The organism is Chromobacterium sp. ASV23 (assembly GCF_016428945.1).
Lineage (GTDB): Bacteria > Pseudomonadota > Gammaproteobacteria > Burkholderiales > Chromobacteriaceae > Chromobacterium > Chromobacterium sinusclupearum.
On record NZ_JAELTR010000015.1, the window covers coordinates 21741 to 42956 of the forward strand.

Annotated in this window: 20 protein-coding genes; 3 read left to right on the forward strand and 17 right to left on the reverse strand. The window is 63.5% G+C overall.

Going from position 1 to position 21216, the window contains the following annotated elements:
* Nucleotides 1-47: 47 nt before the first annotated feature.
* The 11 genes from JHD59_RS08635 to JHD59_RS08685 all read right to left on the reverse strand — a co-directional run bounded on the left by JHD59_RS08635 (nt 48) and on the right by JHD59_RS08685 (nt 9457).
* On the reverse strand, nt 48-899 hold the full coding sequence (locus tag JHD59_RS08635) for an HlyC/CorC family transporter (RefSeq protein ID WP_199153929.1): 852 nt from the start codon (nt 897-899) through the stop codon (nt 48-50).
* 3 nt (nt 900-902) lie between these two features.
* A complete protein-coding gene (gene ybeY / locus JHD59_RS08640; protein ID WP_199153930.1) occupies nt 903-1409 on the reverse strand; it encodes an rRNA maturation RNase YbeY in 507 nt (168 codons plus the stop codon).
* The gene (locus tag JHD59_RS08645; protein ID WP_199153931.1) at nt 1396-2355 is read right to left on the reverse strand and encodes a PhoH family protein; all 960 of its coding nucleotides are present in this window, start codon (nt 2353-2355) and stop codon (nt 1396-1398) included. The genes ybeY and JHD59_RS08645 overlap by 14 nt, the downstream gene beginning before the upstream one ends.
* Nucleotides 2352-3023: an HAD family hydrolase gene (locus tag JHD59_RS08650; protein WP_199153932.1), complete on the reverse strand. Its 672-nt coding sequence runs from the start codon at nt 3021-3023 to the stop codon at nt 2352-2354. The genes JHD59_RS08645 and JHD59_RS08650 overlap by 4 nt, the downstream gene beginning before the upstream one ends.
* Nucleotides 3020-3307, reverse strand: a complete 288-nt coding sequence (locus tag JHD59_RS08655) for a YciI family protein (RefSeq protein ID WP_103317567.1) — start codon at nt 3305-3307, stop codon at nt 3020-3022. Before JHD59_RS08655 ends, JHD59_RS08650 begins: the two co-directional genes overlap by 4 nt.
* Before the next feature lie 79 nt (nt 3308-3386).
* Nucleotides 3387-4721 (reverse strand): tRNA (N6-isopentenyl adenosine(37)-C2)-methylthiotransferase MiaB, encoded by a 1335-nt coding sequence (gene miaB / locus JHD59_RS08660; RefSeq protein ID WP_103317569.1) that lies wholly within the window; start codon nt 4719-4721, stop codon nt 3387-3389.
* A gap of 30 nt (nt 4722-4751) precedes the next feature.
* Nucleotides 4752-5132 (reverse strand): hypothetical protein, encoded by a 381-nt coding sequence (locus JHD59_RS08665; protein WP_199153933.1) that lies wholly within the window; start codon nt 5130-5132, stop codon nt 4752-4754.
* Between the two features lie 72 nt (nt 5133-5204).
* A complete protein-coding gene (locus tag JHD59_RS08670) occupies nt 5205-6407 on the reverse strand; it encodes a cation:proton antiporter (protein ID WP_103317571.1) in 1203 nt (400 codons plus the stop codon).
* A gap of 128 nt (nt 6408-6535) precedes the next feature.
* Nucleotides 6536-7237, reverse strand: coding sequence for a S4 domain-containing protein (locus JHD59_RS08675; RefSeq protein WP_199153934.1), 702 nt, complete (start codon nt 7235-7237; stop codon nt 6536-6538).
* 62 nt (nt 7238-7299) lie between these two features.
* A complete protein-coding gene (locus JHD59_RS08680; RefSeq protein WP_199153935.1) occupies nt 7300-8241 on the reverse strand; it encodes a DMT family transporter in 942 nt (313 codons plus the stop codon).
* Entirely contained in the window at nt 8234-9457 is a 1224-nt protein-coding gene (locus JHD59_RS08685; protein ID WP_233163958.1) for a tetratricopeptide repeat protein, read from the reverse strand. Before JHD59_RS08685 ends, JHD59_RS08680 begins: the two co-directional genes overlap by 8 nt.
* Nucleotides 9458-9600: 143 nt before the next feature.
* Between JHD59_RS08685 and JHD59_RS08690 the strand changes: the two genes are divergently transcribed.
* The 3 genes from JHD59_RS08690 (at nt 9601) to JHD59_RS08700 (ending at nt 13211) form a co-directional block, all read left to right on the forward strand.
* Nucleotides 9601-10509 carry a LysR family transcriptional regulator gene (locus JHD59_RS08690; RefSeq protein ID WP_233163959.1) on the forward strand — a complete coding sequence of 303 codons (909 nt, stop codon included), beginning with the start codon at nt 9601-9603 and terminating at the stop codon, nt 10507-10509.
* A 91-nt stretch (nt 10510-10600) separates the two neighbouring features.
* A complete protein-coding gene (locus tag JHD59_RS08695) occupies nt 10601-11461 on the forward strand; it encodes a GyrI-like domain-containing protein (RefSeq protein ID WP_199153937.1) in 861 nt (286 codons plus the stop codon).
* Nucleotides 11462-11570: 109 nt separating this feature from the next.
* Nucleotides 11571-13211 (forward strand): acyl-CoA dehydrogenase family protein, encoded by a 1641-nt coding sequence (locus JHD59_RS08700; RefSeq protein WP_199153938.1) that lies wholly within the window; start codon nt 11571-11573, stop codon nt 13209-13211.
* A gap of 53 nt (nt 13212-13264) precedes the next feature.
* On the opposite strand, the gene JHD59_RS08705 is transcribed toward JHD59_RS08700, so the two are convergent.
* The 6 genes from JHD59_RS08705 to JHD59_RS08730 form a co-directional block, all read right to left on the reverse strand.
* Nucleotides 13265-14632, reverse strand: a complete 1368-nt coding sequence (locus tag JHD59_RS08705; RefSeq protein ID WP_199153939.1) for an efflux transporter outer membrane subunit — start codon at nt 14630-14632, stop codon at nt 13265-13267.
* A gap of 10 nt (nt 14633-14642) precedes the next feature.
* Complete coding sequence (locus JHD59_RS08710) at nt 14643-15794, reverse strand: HlyD family secretion protein (RefSeq protein WP_199153940.1); 1152 nt, start codon at nt 15792-15794, stop codon at nt 14643-14645.
* Nucleotides 15787-16317 (reverse strand): DUF3302 domain-containing protein, encoded by a 531-nt coding sequence (locus JHD59_RS08715; RefSeq protein WP_199153941.1) that lies wholly within the window; start codon nt 16315-16317, stop codon nt 15787-15789. The genes JHD59_RS08710 and JHD59_RS08715 overlap by 8 nt, the downstream gene beginning before the upstream one ends.
* Before the next feature lie 66 nt (nt 16318-16383).
* The gene (locus JHD59_RS08720) at nt 16384-17313 is read right to left on the reverse strand and encodes a LysR substrate-binding domain-containing protein (RefSeq protein ID WP_199153942.1); all 930 of its coding nucleotides are present in this window, start codon (nt 17311-17313) and stop codon (nt 16384-16386) included.
* A gap of 101 nt (nt 17314-17414) precedes the next feature.
* Nucleotides 17415-18590 carry an OmpP1/FadL family transporter gene (locus JHD59_RS08725; RefSeq protein ID WP_199153943.1) on the reverse strand — a complete coding sequence of 392 codons (1176 nt, stop codon included), beginning with the start codon at nt 18588-18590 and terminating at the stop codon, nt 17415-17417.
* Nucleotides 18591-18674: 84 nt separating this feature from the next.
* Nucleotides 18675-20642 (reverse strand): alkyl/aryl-sulfatase, encoded by a 1968-nt coding sequence (locus JHD59_RS08730; RefSeq protein ID WP_199153944.1) that lies wholly within the window; start codon nt 20640-20642, stop codon nt 18675-18677.
* Nucleotides 20643-21216 lie beyond the last annotated feature (574 nt).

Below are 21216 nucleotides of genomic sequence, written 5' to 3' on the forward strand. Positions count from 1 at the left end.
GTAGTGGGGAGGCGGCTGGCCGAAGCCAGCCGCTTTCAGCATAGGCCTTATTCCGACATGCCGACAGAGGCCTGGATGCGCTCCACCAGCAGCGTGTCCAGGCGGCGGCTGTCGGCGCGCAGCACGGTGAAGCGCAGGCCGGCGGCCTCGATCTTCTCGCCGCGCTTGGGCAGGTGGCCGGTCAGCGAGATGACCAGGCCGCCGACGGTGTCGACGTCGTCATCGGAATATTCGGTGCCGAAGTAATGGTTGAAGTCTTCGATCTCGGTCAGCGCCTTGACGCGGTAGCGCTCGTTGCCGCGCACCGGGACGATGTCGTCTTCCTCGTCGTCGATATCGTATTCGTCTTCGATGTCGCCGACGATCTGTTCGATCACGTCCTCGATGGTGACCAGGCCGCAGACGCCGCCGTACTCGTCCACCACCACAGCCATGTGGTTGTGGGTGGCGCGGAAGTCGCGCAGCAGCACGTTCAGCGGCTTGGATTCCGGCACGAACACGGCCGGGCGCAGCACATTTTTCAGATTGAAGGTGGCGGGCGCATGGAAGTAACGCAGCAATTCCTTGGCCAGCAGGATGCCTTGCACATCATCCTTGCTCTCGCCTATCACCGGGAAACGCGAGTGGCCGGTGTCGATCACAGTCGGCAGGAAACGCGAGATCGGATCGTCGATATTGAGCACATGCATCTGGCTGCGCGGGATCATCACGTCCCGGACAGTCAGTTCGCTGACTTCGAGCACCCCCTCGATCATGCCGAGGGCTTCGGCATCCAGGAGATTGCGTTCGAAAGCGTTGTGCAGCAGCTCGATCAGATCCTCGCGGTCCTCCGGCTCGCGCATGAGCATGGTGGACAGGCGTTCAAGCCAACTGGGTCGCGGTTTACTGGGGTCTTCCATTTCTTAGAGGTGCTCCTCGTGGTAGGGATCGGGATATCCTAGCTGTTTAACGATGACGGTTTCAAGCGCTTCCATCACTTCGGCCTCGTCGTCCGCCTCGTGATCGAAGCCTTGCAGGTGCAACATGCCGTGCACCAAGAGGTGGGCATAATGCGCCATCAGGTCCTTGTTTTGCTCGGCGGCTTCTTTTTCGACGACCGGCGCGCACAGCACCAAGTCGCCGAACAAGGGCAGGCCTGCCACCGTTTCGCCCTCGTTCAGCGCGAAGGACAGGACGTTGGTCGCATAATCCTTGCCGCGGTAGTCCTTGTTGAGCTGACGGCCTTCAGCGGCGTCGACGATGACGATGCTGACCTGGGCGTGTTTGACGTCGCGCTGCAAGGCGGCCTGGCAGGCGCGGCGGATCAGCGCCGGCTCCGGCAGCGGGACGGCGTCGCTGCGCACGTCCAGAGTCAGCTCCAGCCGCGCCGCCAGACGGGCCAGCAGCGGGTTGCGTTTAGCTTTTTTCATCTTGCTTGCTTTGGTATTGATCGTAGGCATCGACGATTTTCTGCACCAAGGGATGGCGCACCACGTCGTTGCTGGTGAAATGATGGAAATGGATGCCGCGCACCTGGCCTAGGATGCGCTCCACTTCGACCAGGCCGCTCTTTTGATGGCGCGCCAGGTCAATCTGGGTCACGTCGCCGGTGATCACCGCCTTGGAGCCGAAGCCGATGCGGGTCAGGAACATCTTCATCTGCTCCGGCGTGGTGTTTTGCGCCTCGTCCAGGATGATGAAGGCGTGATTCAGCGTGCGGCCGCGCATATAGGCCAGCGGCGCGATCTCGATCAGGTTTTTCTCGAACAGCCGGGTGACGCGGTCGAAACCCATCAGGTCGTACAGCGCGTCGTATAGCGGCCGCAGATACGGGTCCACTTTCTGCGCCAGATCGCCGGGCAGGAAGCCCAGCTTTTCGCCGGCTTCCACCGCCGGGCGCACCAGCACGATGCGCTTGACCGCGTCGCGCTCCATCGCGTCCACCGCGCAGGCGACGGCCAGATAGGTCTTGCCGGTGCCGGCCGGGCCGATGCCGAAGGTGACATCGTGCTGCTGGATGGCCTTGATGTAGCGCGCCTGGTTCGGCGTGCGGCCGCGCAGGTCGCCGCGGCGCGTCGCCAGCACCGGCGATTCCTCCTGCTCGGCGCTGGATGGCTGCTGGCGCAGCTCCACCAATGACAGCTGGACATCGTCGATGGAGATGTCCTGCTTGTCCGCCTGCAGATACAGCCGGGTCAGCGCTTCCACCGCCAGCTTGGCGGCCGGCCCCTGCACGCGGAAGGCTTCGCCGCGGCGTTGGATGACCACATCCAGTCCGGTTTCGATCTGTTTCAGGTTTTCGTCCAGCGGGCCGGAAAGGCGGGCCAGCCTGTCGTTGTCCACCGGGTTGAAGCTCAGGGATTCGCTCGTGCTCATGCGTTGTGCAATTGTTGGCTTAACTGTTCAAAAACGATGGCGTGGCGGCCGTGTGAGACATGGCAGGCCGCCATGCCCAGCTGCCGCGCCGGGGCGATGTCGCGCGCCGGATCGTCGCCCACCATCAGGCAAGCGGCCGGGGCCAGGTTTTCCAGCGCCAGCGCATGGCGGAAGATGCGCGGGTCGGGCTTGGCCGCGCCGGCCTCGTCCACCGTGACGACATGACGGAAGTGATGAGCGATGCTCAGGTGCCGCAGTTTGGCTCGCTGCTGTTCCGCGCTGCCGTTGCTGACGATGATGCGCGTCAGATGGCGGGTGGCATCGAGAAAGCCCGCCGCGCCTGGCGTGAGACGGCGATGGCGGCGATAGGCGTCCATGTAAGGCTGAAACAGCCGCGCGGCCTCGTCTTCCGCCAGCTGCGGCAGGCCGAGAAAATCGCGCAGCCGTTCATGGCGCTGCTGTTCTATCGTCAGCTCGCCGCTTTCGAAACGCCGCCAGTGGCGATCGACGCAGGCGCGCCAGCGGCGCAGCAGCTCGGTTTCGGATTCGGCGAAGCGGGCGGCGTGCGGCGCGATGAAGGCGGCAAAGGCCTGCGTGGTGGCATGGCTGTCGTCGAACAGGGTGTCGTCCAGGTCCAGCAACAGGGCCTTGATGCCGCTCGCCTTCATGCTTGCTGCAGGCTTTCCAGGCCGGGGGCGACCATGCTCGGCGCAAACTCGATGATGTCGTAACGCGCCACGCCGCCCTTGGCGAACGGGTCCTGCGCCAAGCGGGCTTCCAGCGCGGCGCGTTCGCCGCGCGCCAGGATCACGCCGCCGTCGCGCGGCACTTTGCGGCCGGAGGCCAGGAACAGGCCGTCGGCGTAAGCTTGCTGCAGCCAAGCCGCATGGGCTGGCAGCAGGGCGTCCACGTCGGACAAGGGGGCGGTATAGGTCAGCGAAACGATGAACATGCTTCATCCTCCGTGCGGGAAACCGGCCCAGCATACGCCACGCAATCTGCGTTGCCTAGCAAGCCGAGCCGGCGCACGGTCAGGCGCTTTCGCTGGTCACCACCTCGCCGGCCAGCGAATGCGGGAAGGCGGCGGTGATCTTGACGTCTATCATCTGGCCCAGCAGGCGCGGGTGGCCGGCGAAGTTGACCACGCGGTTGTTCGCGGTGCGCGCCGCCAGCATGGAGGCATCCCGCTTCGATACATTTTCCACCAGCACGCGCTGCACGGTGCCGACCATGGACTGGTTGATGGCGAAGCCCTTGGCCTCGATGACCTCGTTCAGCGCTTCCAGACGGCGCACCTTCTCGGCATGCGGCGTGTCGTCCGGCAGGTTGGCCGCCGGCGTGCCGGGGCGCGGGCTGTAGATGAAGACGAAGCTGAAGTCGAACTCGCAATCGCGCACCAGTTTCAGCGTCTGTTCGAAGTCCGCCTCGGTTTCGCCGGGGAAGCCGACGATGAAGTCGGAACTCAGGCACAGGTCCGGCCGGATGGCGCGCAGCTTGCGGATGATGGACTTGTATTCCAGGCCGGTGTAGCCGCGCTTCATCGCCATCAGCACGCGGTCGGAGCCGCTCTGCACCGGCAGGTGCAGGTGGGAGACCAGCTTGGGCAGCTTGGCGTAGCAATCGATGATGCGCTGGGAGAACTCGCGCGGGTGGCTGGTGGTGAAGCGGATGCGCTCCACGCCCGGCACTTCGTGCACGTATTCCAAGAGCAGCGCGAAGTCGGCGATCTCGCCGTCGCTCATCATGCCGCGATAGGCATTGACGTTCTGGCCCAGGAGGGTGATTTCCTTGACGCCCTGGGCGGCCAGGCCGGCGATCTCGGTCAGCACATCCTCGAACGGGCGCGACACTTCCTCGCCGCGGGTGTACGGCACCACGCAGAACGAGCAGTATTTGGAACAGCCTTCCATGATGGAGACGAAAGCCGCCCCGCCATCCACCTTGGCCGGCGGGATGTGGTCGAACTTCTCGATTTCCGGGAAGGAGATGTCCACCTGGGAGCGGCCGCTTTGCTGGCGGCTTTGGATCAGGTCCGGCAGCCGGTGCAGCGTTTGCGGGCCGAACACCACGTCCACGTAAGGCGCGCGCTTGACGATGGCTTCGCCTTCCTGGCTGGCCACGCAGCCGCCCACGCCGATGATCAGGTTGGGGTTGGCTTCCTTCAGCGGGCGGATGCGGCCCAGGTCGGAGAACACCTTTTCCTGCGCCTTTTCGCGCACGCTACAGGTGTTGAACAGGATGACGTCGGCTTCTTCCGGATTGTCCGTCTTGACCATGCCTTCGGCGCTGCCCAGCACGTCCGCCATCTTGTCGGAATCGTACTCGTTCATCTGGCAGCCGAAGGTCTTGATGTATACCTTCTTCATTGCTACTCGGGTTTCCAGCTGTATTCGGTTTCAGGGAGAGGTCTGGGCCTGGCGCTGTTTCTGCGCCTCGATTTCCTCATCGCCCAGCACCCAGATGCGGTTGATGTTGCCTTGCTGATCAAAGGTCACACCGACGGTGCGGCCGTTCAGGTGGTTCAATTGCCCGCTCAGCAGGAAGCGGTTGTGGTCATCAAGGATGCGCACGCCCGGCGCCAGCGCAAAATGGCTGGATTCCGCCGCGATCAGCGCGCCCAGCCGCTGCAGCAGCGTGCGGTCGCCGCGGACGAAATCGATGCCGGTTTCGTCCATGGCGCCCAGCGTGCCGACCACCAGGTTGTCGGGCAGCAGGCGGCCTGCCGAAACCGGCAGGACCAGGCACAGCAGGCAGAAGGCGGCGATGAGTTTTTTCATAGCAAATTGAACATGTTGCGCGCGATTCTACCATAGCCGGCGGCTGCGCCGTTCAATTGTTTTTTTGAGTGTTCAGGCTTTGGCCGTCGATCTGGCGGCATAGCGCTCCGCCAGCGCGAACATCATCGGGTTGAGCAGAATGGAAACAATGGCGCCGGCCAGAATCAGCGCCTGGCCCCGCGCGCTGAGCAAGCCCAGCGAGATGCCCAGACCGGCCAGAATGAACGAGAATTCTCCGATCTGCGACAGGCTGGCGGCGATGCGCAGGCTGGTGTGGTGGCTGCGGCGGAACAGCCGCACGATGCCGTAGGCCATCGCCGACTTGCCGATGACGATGATGAAGACCGTGGCCAGCAGCACGGCGGTATCTTTCAGCAGCACCTCCGGGTCCAGCAGCATGCCGACCGAGACGAAGAACAGCACGGCGAAAGCCTCGCGCAGCGGCAGCGACTCCTCAGCGGCGCGATGGCTGAACGGCGATTCGGCCATCACCATGCCGGCGAAGAAGGCGCCCAGCGCGAAGGAGATCTGGAACAGCTGGGTGGCGCCATAGGCCACGCCCAGAGCGGTGGCCAGCACGCCGAGACGGAACAGCTCGCGGTTGCCGGTATGGACGATCTGCTCCAGCATCCACGGAATGAAACGGCGTCCCACCAGCAGCATCAGCGCGACGAAAGCCGCCACCTTGGCCATGGTGATGGCCAGCGTCCAGCCCAGCTGCGACCAGGACAGCGCGATCTGGCCGCCGTTCAACATGCCGGCGAAGGCGGGTAGCAGCACCAGGGTGATCACCATCACCAGGTCTTCCACCACCAGCCAGCCGACGGCGATCTTGCCATCCTCGCTCTCCAGCCAGCCGTTTTCCTCCAGCGAGCGCAGCAAGACCACGGTGCTGGCCACGGACAGCGCCAGGCCGAATACCAGGCCTTCGCCCGGCGACCAGCCCAGGAAGTGCGACAGCCCCATGCCCAGCAGCGTGGCGAAGGCAATCTGCGCCAGCGCGCCGGGCACGGCGATGGCCTTGACCGCCAGCAGATCCTTGATCGAGAAGTGCTGGCCCACGCCGAACATCAGCAGAATGACCCCCAGTTCCGCCAGTTCCGGGGCCAGCACGGTATCGGCCTGGAAGCCGGGCGTGAACGGGCCGACCAGAATGCCGGCCGTGAGATATCCCACCAGCGGCGGCAGACGCAGGCGTAAGGCCAAGGCGCCAAGCGCGAAGGCAAACACCAGGCCGCCGACGATGGTGGTGATCAGGGGGGTGTCGTGATGCATGGGCAAAGTTCCGCGTGAAAGACTGAATAATATAAAGACGGTATATCAGAAGGCTAGTTCCGATAAATTTGCTTATATTAATCCGGCGTCATGCGGGCCGTCGCGACCGCATCGGAGCGGCTTGCGAACTAAAAGCGCTCGAAGGGCTGCACGTAGCGCCATTCTCCCGGCTGCAGGCCGGACAAGGCGAGGCGGCCGATGCGGATGCAGCGCGCGCCTTGCAGGCGGACGCCAAGCTGGCGGCTGATTTCATCGAAGAAGCCGGCGCCCGGCGAATAGACGACGCAGCGCAGTTGATGGTCGCTTTGGCGGCTGATCTTGCACTGGCGCAAGGGCTTGCCGTCCAGGCGGATGGCCGCGACGCGCGCTTTCAACTCCTCCGCGGCGGGTGCGCGTTCCACTTGCAGCAGGAATTCCATTTCGCATTCGGCCAGGCGGCGCGGCAGCTTCTTGTCCTGGGTCAGGACAACCAAGCCGTGGCACAGCTCATCGACGGCGCCGATGCTTATCAGGTGCTGGCGGTGGCGCGACAGCCAGACTTGCTCGGAGACATCTTGCGGCGAGCGGCTGTCCGGCCCCACTCGCTGCGCCGGCGGCTCGATGTCGCCGGCTGGGCGGTTCAGCAGCAGGGTGACCGGCAACGTCGCCAGCGCTTGCGGTTGGCCGGCCAGCGTGATCTGCTGTTCCGGCAGCACGCGCGCGCCCAGCGTGGTGACGACGGCGCCGTCCACCTTGACCAACCCTTGCTCGATGCAGGCGTCGGCCTCGCGCCGCGAGCATAGTCCCAGTTCCACCATGCGCTTGGACAGGCGCACCTTCATTTCGTCCATGGTTTGCATCCTCGTCAAACGGACGGCGATTATCCGCCCGCGGCGGCGGGCTGACAAACGACTTAGCTTGAGCGCGAGGGCAGCGGCTGGGCCGGTTTGCGCCAGGCTGGGCCGATGGCGAGATTGCACAGCACGATGCCGGCGATGGCCAGCGCGCCGCCGGCCGCCATGGCGGGCGTCAACCGCTCGCCCAGCAGCGCCGCGCCCAGCAGCACCGCCGTCAGCGGATTGAGGGCGATGAAGGCGCCGGAGCGGGTGGGGCCTATCTGCTTGATGCCGTCGTAGTACCAGATATAGGCCAGCGCGGAACCGAGCGCGCCTAGATACAGCAGCCCGGCCCACTGCGCCGGCGTCAGCCGGGCGATGGCGGCCACATCGGCGGCGCCCTGCGCCCAGGTGGCCGCCCACAGCATGGCGGTGCCGAGCAGGATGGACCAGGTGACGGTCTGCAAGGGCCCAAGGCTGCGCGACAGGCCGCGCGAGCCGACGCTGTACACCACCCAGCTGGCCACGCAGCCCAGGATCAGCAGATCGCCGGCCCAGCCGCCGGCCAGCGCGTTGCCGTTCTTGCCGATGATGACCAGCCCGGCGCCGGCCAGGCATAGCGCCACGCCAGAGAGCTTGACCGGCGGCAGCGCTTCTTTCAGCAGGATGAACGACGCCAGCGCGATCATCGCCGGATTCAGCGCGACGATCAGCGAGGCGCGGGCGGCGCTGACGTGTTTCAGGCCGTAGAAGAAGCACAGGTTGTAGCCGAAGATGCCGAAGAAGCCCAATAGCAGCAGCCGCAGCGCCTGTCGGCTGTCCGGTCGGACCAGCGGCGTGCGGGTGGCGGCCAGGAAGGCCAGCAGCGTCAGGCTGGCGATGCCGAAGCGCAGGCTGGCGGCCAGCAGCGGCGGCATGCTGCCGGCCAGCAGACGGCCGGCGATGAAGGTGCCGCCCCAGATCACCGAGACCAGGGCCAGTTGCAGATAGAGGCGGGGCGAGGCGTGGCGGTCAGGCATGGAGGGCGGCATCCGTGGCGCGGGCGGCGGCGCGGCGTTGTTCGCAGGCCTGCAGCGTCAGCGGCAGCAGTTCGCGCTGGGCGCGGCTGCCGCCCAGCACGTCCCAGCGGGATTGCTGATCGCGCAGCCGCCGCTGACAGTCGTCGTAGCGGCCATGAGCGAAGTCCAGGATGGCCTGCAGCACGGCGATGCCCGTCTGATGGGTGGCCGCGTCCAGGCCGAAACCGTCGCTCTCTGCGATCAGTTTTTCGATCAGAAACGGCTGTTCGCTGGCGGCGAAGGCCAGCGCGGCGTGCAGACGGTGGAAGTAGGACATCGACGAGCCGATGCTGCCGCTCCACAGGCCTGCCAGCTTGCGCCATTCGCTGTCGAAACGGCGGTCCTCCGGGTGGCGCAGCCGGTAGCGCCACAGGAAGGCGACGGCGTCCAGGTCCTGCTTGGCGAACAGGCTGTCCTTCAGCGCGTACATCTCATGAAAGGTTTCGACCGAGCGTTCGGCCTGCTCGCTCTTTTCGTAGGCGATGGCCAGATGCCAGTAGACGTGCATGCGCATGCCGGCATTGTCTATCCACTGCGCGCGGCATTGCTCCAGGAAGATGCACAGTTCCTGCCAGCATTCGCGCTCATGCAGGGCGTGGGCCACCGCGTGGATGCCGTAGATGTTGTCAGGACAGTGGCGCAGCGATTCCAGTCCCAGCTTCAGCGCCGGCTGCGGCTGCCCGGCCTCGACATGGACGAAGGCCTTGATACCCAGATAGTACGAATACAGCGGATGGCTGGCGTCGATATGTTCATCGAACAGCGCCAGATCGGGCATCAGCTCCGGCGTCTGGCTGGTGCAGAAGTCGAACATGTGGGCGCAGAACAGCGCGACCACATCGGTGGGGTATTGCCGCAGATGCTGGCGGAACTGCCGGCGCGCCGCGGTGTAATCAAAGCAGACCCACGCCTGGAAAGCCGCCACCAGTTGCCGCAGCTCCGGACGCTGGATTTCGTCTTTGTCCAGCTGCTGCAGACAGAGGGTGAACTTGTACAGATCCTTCAGCTCGCAGGAGGTGATGGCGTCGAAACCGACCAGAATCTGGCGGTAAACGGCCTGGCCGCGGTCTTGCGGCTGCAGGCTGTCCGGGATGCCCCGCAGCGACAGGAAGTGGCCGTTGATCTCGGGCCACAGCGTCGAAACGCCGTCGGTGGCGGCGAAAGAGGATGCATTCATGGTGTCCGGCTCCGTGACGGGCATGACGGCATGGCCGTGTCCGGGCGGGCGGGGCCGCCGGCATGCTGGTAGTGGTGATTGTTCTGCTTGTAATTGCATATTTTTATGCCGAATGCGAGTCATGGTAAAATGAGCTTTTACTCATGACCTGGGGCGCAACCATGACGCTGACCCAGCTGCAGATTTTCTCGCTGGTGGCCGAGCTGCAGGGTTTCACCGCCGCTGCGGCGCGGCTGCGCATCTCGCAATCGGCGGTGTCGCACGCCATCCGCCAGCTGGAGCGCGAGCTCGATGTCGAGTTGTTGCAGCGCCGGCAGGGCCGGGTGGAGTTGAGCGACATCGGCCGCCAGCTGTTGCCGCGGATGCGCGGCATGCTGGGTCTGGCGGAGACGGTGCGGCAGGAAGCCGCCGACGCGCGCGGCATGCGCCAGGGCACGCTGCGCATCGGCTCGTTTGGCCCCACCTCGTCGATGCGGCTGCTGCCGGCCATTCTGGCCCACTACCGCGCGCAGTATCCCGGCATCGAGATCCATATCGACGAGGGGCCGGACCGTCTGGTGCTGCAATGGCTGCAGGACCGGCGGATCGACGTCGGTTTCGTGGTGCTGCCCGAGCCGCGGTTCGATACCTGCGCGCTGCTGGAGGACCAGATGGTCGCGGTGCTGCCGGCCCATCACGCCTTGGCTGGCAAATCCGCCTTGACGCTGGCCGAGCTATGCGGCGATCCCTTCGTGCTGACTGAGGCCGGCTCCGCCGAGCTGGTCAGCCATCTGTTCCAGGCGGCCCGTCTGCGGCCGAATATCCGTTACCGCTGCGCCCAACTGCTGAGCACGCTGGAAATCGTCGCCAGCGGCGAGGCGGTGACGCTGGTGGCCGAAATGGCGCTGCCCAAGGTGCCGTATCCGGCCGGTTATGTCAGCCGGCCTTTGTCGCCGCCGGTGAAGCGCCGCGTCGGGCTGGCGGTGTTGAGCGAGAGCGAAGCCACGCCGGCGGCGCGGGCCTTCCTGCAGCTGGCGGCGCGTTTGCAGCGCGAGGGGCGGTTGGGCGTGTGACATCCCGCCTGCGCCGGCAAGGCCAACACAGCAAGCCAGGTCAAGAAGCCCGCCGCGCGCTGCGGCATAGTGGCGGCCATGGAGGACGGACATGGACAAGACGGACCGCTACGCGCGGCGCTTCGGCACGGTGTTGAACTACATCGAGCGACACCTCGACCAGCCGCTCAGCGTGGAACAGTTGAGCCGGGTGGCCCATTTTTCGCCCTTCCATTTTCACCGTCAGTTCTCGGCGTATCTGGGCGTGAGCGTGGCGCGCTATATCTCCTTGCAACGCTTGCGCCGGGCATCGTACTGGCTGGCGTTTCAGCCGCAGCGCGCCATCACGGCCATCGCCCTGGACTGCGGTTTCGACAATCCCGAGTCATTTTCGCGCGCCTTCAGGCAGGCGCTGGGGCAATCGCCCAGCGAATTCCGCCGCCGTCCCGATTGGGCCGGCTGGCATGCGCGGATGACGCCCCCCGTCAGTGAGAGGATGGAAGAAATGGAAGTCAAAATCGTTACCGTCGCGCCTATCATGGTCGCCGCGCTGGAGCACCAGGGACCGCCGGAGCGGGTCAACGACAGCGCGCTGCGCTTCATCGAGTGGCGCAAGGCGAGCGGCCTGTCGCCGATTGCCAGCAGCCAGACCTACGGCATCGCCTACGACAACCCGGAAACCGTCGAACCGGAGCGATTCCGTTTTGACATTTGCGGCAGCGTCGCGGCGCCGGTGCCAAGCAACCCGCAGGGCGTGATCACCAAGCAGCTTCCCGGTGGCCGCTGCGCGGTGGTGCGCCACCAGGGATCGCACCATCAGTTGGGCGAAAGCGTGTGGTATCTGTACCGTTCGTGGCTGCCGGCCAGCGGCGAGACGCCGCGCGATTTTCCTGTGTATTTCCATTATCTGAACCTGGCCAGCGACACGCCTGAGCATTTGCTGTTGACCGACGTGTACCTGCCGCTGCGCTGATGGGCTTTGGGACGGCTGTGCCGCTCAGCCGCATCCACTATGCTGAAACCATCAGGCAACACGTTCATTTGGGCGCCGCCGCCGGCGGCGCTTTCCTTTGGAGCGGCGCATGAGTTGGCAGACCCATCAGGTAAGCAATCAATACGACGAGTTACGCGACTACAACCTTTTTGTCACCGACAACGCCCTGCGCGAGGTGCTGGCGCGCACAGGCGGCGGCTGGGCCGAGCCGTGGCTGGTGGGGTATGGCGACCAGTTGGGCCGGGCGGAGACGTTTGAGCAGGCGGAACTGGCCAACCATTTTCCGCCGCAGCTCGCCGCGTTCGACAGCCGCGGACGGCGCATCGACCGGGTCGACTTTCACCCGGCCTGGCATGAGCTGCTGGCGCTGTATCGCAGCCAGGGGCTGGTGTCCCTGCCATTCGATAGCGAGCGGAACGGACGCTGGGCGGCCTTCCTGGCGGGTTTTTATCTGCACGGCCAAGTCGAGGCCGGATCGTTGTGCCCGGCCACCATGACCGAGGCCGCCATACCGCTGCTGCAGCGGGAGCCGGTGTTGTGGTCTCAGCTCGGCAGCAAGCTGTTCAGCTATGGCCACGACAGCCGCGACGTGCCGCTGGAGGACAAGGCTTCCGCCTGGATAGGCATGGGCATGACCGAAAAGCAGGGCGGTTCCGATGTGCGCGCCAATGCCACCCAGGCCTCGCCGGTCGGGCTGGGCGGGCGCGGCGGCGAATATCTGCTGCGCGGGCACAAGTGGTTTTTTTCCGCGCCGATGAGCGACGCCCATCTGGTGGTGGCCAAGACGCCGGATGGCGCGCCGTCCTGCTTCTACGTGCCGCGCTGGCGGCCGGACGGCAGCCGCAACGCGGTGGCGGTGCAGCGGCTGAAGGACAAGGTGGGCAACCGCAGCAATTCCAGCAGCGAAGTCGAGTTCCAGGACGCCTGGGGCGTGCTGATCGGCGAGGCCGGCCGCGGCATTCCCACCATCATCGAGATGGCCACTTATACCCGGCTCAATTGCGTCATCGGCAGCGCCGCCTTGATGCGGCAGGGCGTGGTGCAGGCGCTGGCCTATGCCCGCCAGCGAATGGTTTTCGGCAGGCGGCTGGCGGAGCAGCCCTTGATGCGCGCGGTGCTGACGGAGCTGGCGCTGGAAAGCGAGGCGGCCTTGTGGCTGGCGGCGCGGCTGGCCCAGGCCTTCGAGCGCGATGAGGCGGCGTGGAAGCGGATTGTGTTGCCGGCCGCCAAGTTCTGGGTATGCAAGCGCGCGGTCGAGGTGTGCGGCGAGGCGATGGAGGTGTTCGGCGGCAACGGCTATGTCGATGCCGGGCCGATGGCGCGGCTGTACCGCGAAGCGCCGGTCAACTCGATCTGGGAAGGTTCCGGCAATGTGATGTGCCTGGACATGTTGAAGTCCATCCATCGTGAGCCGGAAGCGTGGCAGCGGCTGCTCAGCGAGTTGCGGATGCTGGCGGGGGACGATGCGGACTTGCGCACGGCGCTGGCGGATTTGCGCGATTTGTCGGCCTGGCCGGCGGAAGAACTGGAAATCCAGGGCCGGCGCTTGGCCCAGTCGCTGGTTCTGACGGTTCAAGGCTGCCTGCTGCGCGCCTATGCGCCGCAGCAGGTGGCCGACGGCTTCATCGTCAGCCGCATCGCCGATGCCTGCTGGGGGCCGGTGCTGGGGGCGCTGGACGCCCGACGGATGGATGTGGCCGCCTTGTTGCGGCGGGCGTTTCCGGAGTGAAGCGCCAAGCGCTTTGGCATCGCTCCCCTTGCCCGCCAATGTCCGCAGGAGACTCAGATTAGGAATTGTCCCCCTAACGCCAAGTGCAGCGATACGCGGTTGTCTAAGCGGGTGCTCTGCAAGCGAAGCAGGCTGGCTTGGACCGCCGCAAGGCTCAGCTTCTGCTGCAACAACTGGTAATTGTCTATCCTGCCTACCTGTTTTTGCAGCGACGCGTACTGTACCGAGCGCGCCAGCGAGTCGGCTTGAGTTTGCAGCGCGTGCTCGCGTTCCTTCAGCATTCGTTCGCCAGTCAAGCTGTTTTCCACTTCGGCCAGCGCGTTCAGCGCGGCCCGGTTGTAGGCGGCCAGCGCCTCGCGTTGCTTTCCGTTCTGCGCCTCTACCTGGGCCGCCAGCTGTCCCCCGGTGAATATCGGAGCCAACAACTGGCCGGTAACCGCCCAAAGCGGGTTGTCTATGCCGGATTTGAGCAGAACTGCCGAGTCCTCTATGTAAGCCACCCCTCCCGTCAGCTTGAGCGAAGGCAGCCGCGCGCGCTTGGCTGCCTCCACGCCATAGAAAGCTGCGGCAAAACGTTGTTCGGAAGCCAAAACGTCCGGACGACGGCTCAGCATTTCAGATGGGATGCCGGCCGGGAGGGCGTCCGACGCAGCAGGCAAGGGGCCGAGCGTGGCCAGCTCTCCTGACGGATACCGGCCCAGCAGCACCTCCAGCGCGCGGCGAGCCTGATATTGCGCTTGTTCGAGGGTCAGCAACTGCTGGCGTTGCGCCTCCATTGCGGCCTGATGCAAAGCCACATCCTGACGCGTGTTGCGCCCCACTTTCTGGCCTACCTCGATCAAAGCCAGCTGCTGCTGCGACATATCCAGCATCTGCCGGGCGATTTCCAGCTGCTGCGCATTTTCCTTGAGCGCGATCCAACCGCGGACCACATTGGCCGCGAGTGATTGCCGGGCATAGAGCAGATCCTGCGCCGATGCCTGGAAGCGGGAATGGGCCGCGTTTTGCTCTGCGGACAGCCGTCCCCAAAGATCCGCCTCCCATGTGGTGACCAACCCGATGCCGGAAGTGCTCATGCTGGAAGTCGGCAGAGTGGAGTTGCCGACTTGCCCACCAAGCGCCACGATCGGCAGTTTGGCCCCGGCAGCCGCTTTGAGCGCGGCCTGCGCCTGCTCGGTTCTGGCCGCAGCCTGCTTCAAATCCGCGTTGTAGCGAATGGCTTCTTCTATCAGCGCGCGCAGCTTGGCGTCGATGGCAAAACCGAGTACGGCGGCGTCGAACTCCCCGGATGCCGGCGAGCTCCAGCGCGCGGGCAGCTGCGCGTGTTCTAGCGTCAATGATTGACGCTCCGGAGGAGAGACGGCGCACCCCATCAGCGCCAGGCCGACGAGGCCGGGTAGTAGCATTGTTGCCTTGGGCATCCCGATCTCCTCAGTGCAGCTTCAGCACAAGATAGTTGAACAGGGATTGCGCGCGGATCATCACCATGCGCAGCAGGTGCAGCGGCGCGAGTTTTTCGGTGTAGACGGCCGCTCCGCCCCTGGCGCCCATGGGGATGACCGCTTGTTCTTCCCCTTCTTGCTGAATGGGCGTCAGTTTGACTGCGTACTTCTGCGCCAGAGGCGCGGGCGCCATTTCTACCGGCGCATTGGGCACCTGGCCGGACTGCAGCAGCTGGCCCTGGCCATTGGCCCAGACGATGCTGTCCACCTTGGCCTTCACCAGTTGGCCTGGTAGCGTCTGGAAGGCTATTTCGGCTTTGTCGCCGGGCTGGATGTAGCGCAGTTCGTTCTGTGCGAAGAACGCCAGAATGCGTTGCTCGCGTTCCACAAAGCTCAAGGCAGGCTTGAACGGCATGGGAACCAGATAGTTGCCGGGACGCACGGAGACGTTGATCGGGTAGCCATCAGCGGGGGCCCGGATCACGGTGGAGCGCAAGTCGTAGCGGGCCGAATCCAATTGGGCTTTGATCTGCGCCACGCTGGCCAAGTCGGGACCGACCGTGGCATCCAGCCGGATTTGCGCTTTTGCTTCGCCGCTTTTCGCCGAGGCCAGCGCGGACTCGGCCTTCTTCGTTTCGGCTTGAAAGTTCTCCACATCGTATTCATTGCCTGCGCCCGCCTTGGCCAGCGTTTTGGCCTCCTGCAGACGCTTGCTCATCAGGTCCAGATGCGCCTGAGCCGCCAAGGTGCTGCTTTTCGCGCTATCCAGATCCTGTTTCAGGGTTTTGGCGGAGGCGATGGTATCCGCCAGCTTCGCTTCCAGCTCCCTGACACGCAAGCGGTAGGGCGTATCGTCGATCTCCAGCAGCACGTCGCCCTTTTTAACCAGCGTATTGCCCTCCACCGCCACCCGCGTAACCGTGCCGGCGACGCGCGGGACGATTTCCGAAACGTAGTTGATGACGCGCACGTCGTTGGAGGAGGGGGTGACTACGTTGATCGTGAAAATAATGGTGGCCGCAAGCGCCAGCGCGCCGGTGGCGGCGCCGACCTGGGTTTTGATGTTCCATGGGAACCACTTGAGCTTGATGAATACCAGCCAAACTAGCGCGCAGTATCCGCCGATGATCATTTCAAGCATGATCGCCTCCTTCGGCGCGACTGGCCTCGCCTGCTATTTTCTCCTGCGACGCCATAATCAGAGCGCGCTTTTTCGACAGCTGCTGTAGCTTTTCCTGCAGCAGCACGATTTCATCATCGACAATCGCCAAGTCCAGTGGTTGTCCGCCATGGGCTCCATCAGGCTTGAGGAAAAAGTCGTCATGCTTGTCCGTGCCGTAAGCCGCTTTGTAGGAGGTGGGTTTGGTGAACGCCCACAGCCAGGCGAGCGGCCACAGCAAGCCACCGAAAGCGAGCGACAACAGGCACAGTACCTGGATGGCGCGTTTTTGCGGGTGGTGGTGTTTTTCCGCGAAGACTTCAGGCAGTACGTGTACCTTCCAAAATAGATACAGGGCGGCAAGTGGTACGGCCACCACGACAACCCATACCATCACGTCGGCTATTTTTTCCTCCATCCCGGGGGGCATGGCCCAGACGGGCTGGGACATCAGCGCGCAGCTGCCAGCTGCGAGCAGGAACATATATCTGCCAGCGACTCTCATCGGTCTCTCCATAATCAAAAAGTGTTCAGATCCGTCTGTTTGCATTCCGGCCAAAGCGCCAGGCGGTCAGCGCATCACCATCGCCGGAGGGCTATCCAGGAAAATATTTCGCAACTGCGCCGTCAGCCACTGAATGCCCTTATCATTTCCCTGGCTGCCGTGGATGCTGAGATAAATGGGCACGCGCCGCAGAGGGAATGGCAGCGGCAGAATGCGTAGCGCCAGGGTGTCTTCCCATAATCTGGCCAGGCGGGCGGTGGTGACGCATAACAGCTCGCTTCGCGCCGCCGCCGCCATCACGTGCAGCAGGGAGTCGCTGCGGTAGCGCACATTGCGCGTGGGCAGCGGCGCATCGCACAGTTGATACAGGTACAGACTGCCGCAGCGCCCTTCGGTCAGCGTGGCGTGATTCTCGATGAAGAACTGATCCAGGCTCAGGCCGCCGCCAATTCTCGGGTGGCTGCGCGAGCAGGCAACGACCAGTTCTTCCTCTCCCACGCATTGCTGCAGGATCGAAGGGTGGTTGATGGGCAGCGAGCCCAGATAAATGTCGGCCTGCCGCTCGGACAACATCTCGATCGGTTTGTGGAAATTATCTTCTTCCGCCCGGAAGGTGATGCGCAAGCCAGGCGCCTCCCGGCTCCACGCGGAACAGTGGGCCAGAAAAATCTGATCGAAGTAACTTTGCCCGGCCAAAACGAACTGGCGTTTGCTGCGAGCCGGGTCGAAATCATCGTCCATGCCCAAGGCGTTGGCGATGCGGTACAGCTCCTCGCATACGGACGCGTGCAGTTGGTGCGCATAAAGCGTGGGCGCAATGCCCCGGCCCTTCCTGACAAACAACGGTTTGCCCAGCGAGTCGCGCAGCCGCGACAGCGCGAGGCTAACGGAGGCGGGGGTCAGCTCCAGCTTTTCCGCCGCCTTGGCGACGCTGCCTTGCTGCATCACGGCGTCGAAAACAGTCAGCAGGTTCAGGTCATGGGCTCGCGTTGCCATCGATCTACCTTATAAGGCTTCAATGTCCTTCTGTTTCAGGTGGGCATTGACAGGGGAAAGCGGTTTGGCCACCGGCTTGACAAGGGCACGAGCGGACTAGGTCATAGCCTCTGCACGTACTGCAGGCTCAGGAAATATAGCTGAGGGTGAGGATAGCTTCCTTTGTACAATGGGTTTGATACCTGGGCATTGTCCGATGTCAGATACTCAAGCGATAGGCCGATGCTGGACGATGACGTCGCTTGGTACTGCCCGCCCAGGCCGAAACGCCAGGATTTCCCCGACGGCATCGTCAGCGCGGTATTGCTTTGATCGCGATAGAAACTGCTGTCGAAAGCCACGCCGGCATTCAGGCGCAGCTTGGGCTTCCATTGATATTGCGCGCCCAGCGAAGCATGCCAGCTATTGCGCAGCCTACTCTCGCCGGAGACCGAGGCCGAGGCGATGTCCAGTTCGCTGTCGCCGAAGCGGCTCCAGTTCTGCCAACCGGCGCTGCCGAGAATGGCCAGTTGCGGCGAGAGCTGCCGGAAACCGCTCAACATCACTTGACGCGGCGCGTTGACCTGCGCGTTTATCGGCAAAGACAGGTTTCCGAATGCCGCGTCGGCCTGGTAATGGAAGCGGGTTTCGCTTGAGTAGTTCAAACCGACCCGTGTCCGCTCGTCCGGCTTGTAGAGCACCCCCAGCTTGCCGCTCAGCGCCCAGTCGTGGTCTGCCTGGTTGCCCTGTCCGCGCCAGGCATCGCGTTCGAAGGAAAACACGCCGTAATTGACGCCTATCCCGCCCCCTATCGACCACTGCTCATTGAGTCTGTAGGCCGCGCTGGGCTGCAGCGTGACACCCAATAAGGTGCTTTCCCGGACTACGCCGCTGGCTGCCCAATCACCGAAATCCAGACCCATGCCGAAATTGCCGTACAAACCCATGCCCAGCGCCAGCTTGTCGTCCATTTGCCGGCTATAGAAAATGCTGCCGCCGGGATACCAGCCCAGCACATTGCCGGGGCTGCCTCCCGCGCGCGGCCTGTCTTTGTCCAGCGCATAGGGGATATCGCCGTAGAGCGCTTGTCCATTGATGCTGAGTTGGCTGCCGCTCAGTTCGGTCATGCCTGCCGGATTGCTCGCGATGGTGCTGGGGTCCTGGGCGCGGGCCGCCGCGCCGGCATTGGCCAGCCCGACGTCTTCGGAGCCCAGCTCGTACAGGTACAAACCCGCGGCCGCGCACTTGCAAACAGGCAGCGCGCCTCCCAAGAAGGCGAGAAATAGCAGTCGTTTCATCTTGAAGTCAGCGTGATGCTTTGAGAGTGGATTCGAGGAACAGATGCGCCGCCCGGTTGACGGACGGCGCTGGCGCGCCGGGTTTTACGGCGTGACGATGGGGAACCAGAACTGGAATGTATCCATCATGGACATCAGTTGCGGCAGAGCCTGCTGGTTACCTGTGATGCGGATCTTGCGTTGGGAAATGGCCTCTTCCAGCGTCATCTCCCGCAGCAGAATCGCATTCAGCGTCGCCTTGCTCAGCGTGATGTCTGCATCGGCCTTGCTGTTCAGTTTCCGGCTGTGATTGAGCACGCTGTTTTCCAGATTCAGCCCGCGGTGAATGCCAATGTCGGGGAAGTGAACATTCAACGATAGCGTCCGGCCTTCGGCCTTTTGCGGCAACAGGCGAACCGCCAGATAGTCGAACAGCATGTCCGGTGTCATTTCGCGTATGGTGTCCGGCGAGCTGGATTTGGTCGCCGAGCCGGTAGGCAGGCCTTTGCGCAGTTCGCTGGCGCCCTGCAGATAGATGGAGCGCCACGGGCCGGATTCCGCCTGATAGCCCAGCTGTTCGTAGGCGTCGGCCAGCAGCTCCTTGGCCGGCTGGTTTTTCGGATTGGCGAACACGACATGCTTCAGCACCTCAGCCACCCAGCGGTAATCGCCTTTCTGATAGGACTCGGCGGCTTTTTTCAGCACCGCGTCCTCGCCGCCCATGAATTGAACGTATTTGGGCGCGACCATTTCCGGCGGTTCGTTGTTCAGGCTGGAGGGGTTGCCGTCGTACCAGCCCATATAGCGCTGATAAACTGCGCGGCTGTTATGGCGCAGCGTGCCGTAGTAACCGCGATTGGGCCAGTAGTGGCTCAAGGAAGGCGGCAGCTGGATGGTTTCCGAAATTTCCTCGCCCGTCATCCCTTGGTTCAGCATCCGCACCGATTGGTCGTGAATGTATTTGTACAAATCGCGCTGCTTCTTCAGACCGTCCACGATATTGGCGTTGCCCCAGCTCGGCCAGTGGTGGCTCTGGAAACGGACTTGCACTTGGTCTCCCCAGGTCTCGATGGTGGTATTCAGCCCGTCCGACCATTTGATCGGGTCGCGCACTTCCGCCCCGCGCAAGGTCAGCAGATTGTGCATGGTGTTGGTGACATTTTCCGCCATCCACAAAGCCTTGAACTGGGGGAACCAAGTATTCATCTCTGCCGGGGCCTCGGTTCCTGGCGTCAACTGGAATACCATTTTCACGCCGTCGATCTCCATTTCCTCGATGCTCTGCTTGATCTCATGCGTCGGCAGCAGCAGGCTCACCTGTCCGGACGAGATGGTCTGGCCCAGGCCCGCGTTGATGCTGCCGCGCTCGCCGCGCTCCAGCATCGCGCCGTACATGTAGACGGCGCGACGGCTCATCGCATTGCCGGCGATGACGTTTTCCTTGATCGCGTGCTCCGAAAAATGCTCGGGGGCGATGATAGGCACCTTGCCGGACAGCACGTCAGCTTCGCTCACCATGCCGCGCACCCCGCCGTAGTGGTCGGCGTGCGGGTGGCTGTACACCACGGCGACGACCGGGCGCTCGCCCAGCGTCTTGTTGATGAAGTCCAGGGCGGCTTTGCCGGTTTCCTGCGACAGCAGCGTGTCGAATACGATCCAGCCGGTTTTGCCTTCGATGAACGTCGCGTTGGAGAGGTCGAAGCCGCGTATCTGGTAGATATGGTCCGCGACCTTGTACAGGCCGTATTCCATGTTCAACTGGGCATTGCGCCACAGGCTCGGGTTGACGGTGTCCGGCGCGGATTTGTTGCTAGAGATGAAGCGCTTGTAGCTCTCCATGTCCCACACCACATTGCCCTTGTCGTCTTTGATTTGCATGAAATCTGGGCGGGCGATGAATCCCCGGCTGGCGTCGACAAAGTCGCGGGTATCGTCAAACGGCAGCTCGGCCAGAACTTTCCGGTTGGCCTCCCGGGTGAATTCGGTTGCCGGCTTGGGTATCACGTCAGCCATGGCGGCACCTGCCAGATTCACCGATATCAGCGCCAGGCACAGCGTTTTCATTTTATTCATCGCATCGCTTTCCATGTAAATTTAGAAATACGATGCTAACGACGCGCGCGCGATTGATCGATGCGCGTCGCCATATTCAATTCTTTAAGAAAATTTAATATTCATCGCATTCGCCATGCCTGAGGCATGGCGGTTTCCCTAGGGCATCTTCCGATGAGCTACAGATGTAGGGAGCAGCTTCCTGCCAAGCCCGCTCGCGGCTAAGCCTTTTCAAAACAGCCTGTTAGCGCAATGAACAGCGAAGCCGAGGCTCGCTTTTCGCAGCCTTGAGCGGGATGCCGGTCCGCGGCATTCAGACTTGGCCGGTTTGGGATGATCCCCTATGCAGACAACGATCATGCTGAGCATGACTTCGACCCGCTTGCGCTGTGGGGCGCGGCGCTGTTCCGGAAGCCGATGGCTGTGCGCCAGAAAGCGAACGGTCTGGGAAATGCCGGGGGCTCTGATTAACCGGCGTTCGCCGGCGCTTGCGGAGCGGCATGGGGGAGTGAATGATCCGAGGGACGGCGAGATTGGTGTCGGGATGGATTTTGCGGGCAAGGCGAGCCTGCAAGGCGTCAAATGCATCAAGGGG

Bases quoted from the DNA above. Each gene is read 5' to 3' on its own strand.
- JHD59_RS08715 (WP_199153941.1), bottom strand. From the start codon at position 16,317: ATGAGAGTCGCTGGCAGATATATGTTCCTGCTCGCAGCTGGCAGCTGC.
- JHD59_RS08690 (WP_233163959.1), top strand. From the start codon at position 9,601: ATGACCTGGGGCGCAACCATGACGCTGACCCAGCTGCAGATTTTCTCG.
- JHD59_RS08670 (WP_103317571.1), bottom strand. From the start codon at position 6,407: ATGCATCACGACACCCCCCTGATCACCACCATCGTCGGCGGCCTGGTG.
- JHD59_RS08720 (WP_199153942.1), bottom strand. From the start codon at position 17,313: ATGGCAACGCGAGCCCATGACCTGAACCTGCTGACTGTTTTCGACGCC.
- miaB (WP_103317569.1), bottom strand. From the start codon at position 4,721: ATGAAGAAGGTATACATCAAGACCTTCGGCTGCCAGATGAACGAGTAC.
- JHD59_RS08725 (WP_199153943.1), bottom strand. From the start codon at position 18,590: ATGAAACGACTGCTATTTCTCGCCTTCTTGGGAGGCGCGCTGCCTGTT.
- JHD59_RS08685 (WP_233163958.1), bottom strand. From the start codon at position 9,457: ATGAATGCATCCTCTTTCGCCGCCACCGACGGCGTTTCGACGCTGTGG.
- JHD59_RS08710 (WP_199153940.1), bottom strand. From the start codon at position 15,794: ATGCTTGAAATGATCATCGGCGGATACTGCGCGCTAGTTTGGCTGGTA.
- JHD59_RS08700 (WP_199153938.1), top strand. From the start codon at position 11,571: ATGAGTTGGCAGACCCATCAGGTAAGCAATCAATACGACGAGTTACGC.
- JHD59_RS08680 (WP_199153935.1), bottom strand. From the start codon at position 8,241: ATGCCTGACCGCCACGCCTCGCCCCGCCTCTATCTGCAACTGGCCCTG.
- JHD59_RS08705 (WP_199153939.1), bottom strand. From the start codon at position 14,632: ATGCCCAAGGCAACAATGCTACTACCCGGCCTCGTCGGCCTGGCGCTG.
- JHD59_RS08695 (WP_199153937.1), top strand. From the start codon at position 10,601: ATGGACAAGACGGACCGCTACGCGCGGCGCTTCGGCACGGTGTTGAAC.
- JHD59_RS08645 (WP_199153931.1), bottom strand. From the start codon at position 2,355: ATGAGCACGAGCGAATCCCTGAGCTTCAACCCGGTGGACAACGACAGG.
- JHD59_RS08655 (WP_103317567.1), bottom strand. From the start codon at position 3,307: ATGTTCATCGTTTCGCTGACCTATACCGCCCCCTTGTCCGACGTGGAC.
- JHD59_RS08730 (WP_199153944.1), bottom strand. From the start codon at position 20,642: ATGAATAAAATGAAAACGCTGTGCCTGGCGCTGATATCGGTGAATCTG.
- JHD59_RS08650 (WP_199153932.1), bottom strand. From the start codon at position 3,023: ATGAAGGCGAGCGGCATCAAGGCCCTGTTGCTGGACCTGGACGACACC.
- JHD59_RS08665 (WP_199153933.1), bottom strand. From the start codon at position 5,132: ATGAAAAAACTCATCGCCGCCTTCTGCCTGCTGTGCCTGGTCCTGCCG.
- ybeY (WP_199153930.1), bottom strand. From the start codon at position 1,409: ATGAAAAAAGCTAAACGCAACCCGCTGCTGGCCCGTCTGGCGGCGCGG.
- JHD59_RS08675 (WP_199153934.1), bottom strand. From the start codon at position 7,237: ATGGACGAAATGAAGGTGCGCCTGTCCAAGCGCATGGTGGAACTGGGA.
- JHD59_RS08635 (WP_199153929.1), bottom strand. From the start codon at position 899: ATGGAAGACCCCAGTAAACCGCGACCCAGTTGGCTTGAACGCCTGTCC.